The sequence below is a fragment of the Mesorhizobium sp. M7A.F.Ca.ET.027.03.2.1 genome, assembly GCF_003999175.1.
Taxonomy (GTDB): Bacteria; Pseudomonadota; Alphaproteobacteria; order Rhizobiales; family Rhizobiaceae; genus Mesorhizobium.
On the sequence record NZ_RZOM01001271.1, the window covers coordinates 1 to 1,530 of the forward strand.

Here is a 1,530-nt window from a genome sequence, read left to right on the forward strand (position 1 = left end):
GGAGGAGACCCGCGTATGGCTGCGCGCGTCGGCCCGCAGGTTCATGACCAGCGTCGGCGACAGGAAAAGACCGGCCCGCAGCACCGCGCGCCAATCGGCCGGCAGCATGCCGCGCCGTTTGAGCTCCAGCAGCAATGGCCGCCACAGCGCTGTCGCCTTGACCTCCAGCAGGTCGCGGCGGACGGGGCTCAGGTCCCAGTCCGTGTCGACATGGAGCAGATTTCCGTCCAGCCGCGCCTGGGCGCGAAAAGCCTCTGTCGCGGTCGCCGGATCATAGAGCCAGAACGGATGGGCAAAGATGTTGTGGAACGTCGCCTTCACCTCCGCCAGCAGCGTCGGGATATGCGAGCCGGCAAAGGCGGGATCGAAGAAGGACAGTTCCGCCCTCCCCGCCTTAGCCGTGTACCAGACATTGGCGTTGTGGGCGTCGCCATGCGCGACCACGCCGCCGGCATCGGCAAGCCGGTCGGGCCGCAAGCGCACCGCGGCGGCATCGAAAAGCTCACCGACGCTGTGGGTGTACTGCTGGCCGTTGATGACGAATTTCAGCCGGGAAAACCGATCCCAATCCAGCTCGGCACCGGGAAAGACGAACGGCTTGCCGACATAGAAATCGGCCAGCCGGCCGCCTGGCGACAAGCGTGTGTTTGCATCGATCAGCCGCTCATGAAACAGCCTGTGGATCGGCTCCGCCGAGACCTCCGCGACAGTCACCGGATGCAGCGTCTCGAGATAGACCTTGAGCAGCCTGGCCGACAGGCCGCGCTCGGCAAGAACGGCTTCTTGCCGCTTGCCGGCATCGTCCTGCGCATCCAGCGCGAACAGCACATCCGAAAACCTCGGATCCGTGCGGCGGCGGTAGACAAGGATCTGCTCGCCGGGCTGCGCCGACATGTGTACGGGTTGGTCGACCGGCAGGCCGGCGCGCGACAGAATCTCGGCGCGGTAATACTCGCCCGTCATCGCCTCCTCCCGCTCCTCCTGATGGAACTTGAAGAAGTAGGCCTTGCCGTCGTCTTCGAAGAAGCCGTTCAGGGAATTGAGGCTGTATTTGTCGAAGTTGATGCGCACATTGCGGGGACTCATCGCGAACAGGTCGCCCAGCAATGCCGCCAGCGCGCTTTGTGCTTCGGCAACATCATGCTGCGCGAGTGCCCGGATCTGCGCCGTGCGACTCGGTGTCTGCGTCATCTGTTGTCCTTCTTGGCCCGTCCATTCGAGAGCGAAAGCGTTCTCGTCAGCACATGTATATACATTGACAACGAAACCGCTCCGACTTGCATTCGTCCTGCTTCCGTTAGCTGCTTTTTGAAGGGGAATAGCGGCTGCCGAGCGAGTAGCGGCTGCCGGCATAAGTCAGCTTGCTGATGGTGGCCACCACCGCGCCTGTCCATGTCCGGCGGTGCAGGAAAAGGCAGCAGGCGCCGACATCGATGCCCAGATGCCGCGCCGTCTCGGCGTCGGCCGGGATCGCCGAGATGATATGCTCGACTTCGGTCACCGGGGTTTTCTGCATGAGATAGTCGTAGG

Annotated in this window: 2 protein-coding genes; both read right to left on the reverse strand. The window is 63.4% G+C overall.

Annotated features, from left to right (window positions below):
- Positions 1-1,191, reverse strand: a 1,191-nt coding sequence (locus tag EN750_RS33730) for a hypothetical protein (RefSeq protein ID WP_127399228.1), incomplete at its 3' end; no start/stop codon positions are given.
- Between the two features lie 106 nt (positions 1,192-1,297).
- Positions 1,298-1,530 (reverse strand): UTRA domain-containing protein (locus EN750_RS33735; RefSeq protein WP_127399229.1); only part of this gene is annotated, 233 nt, incomplete at its 5' end.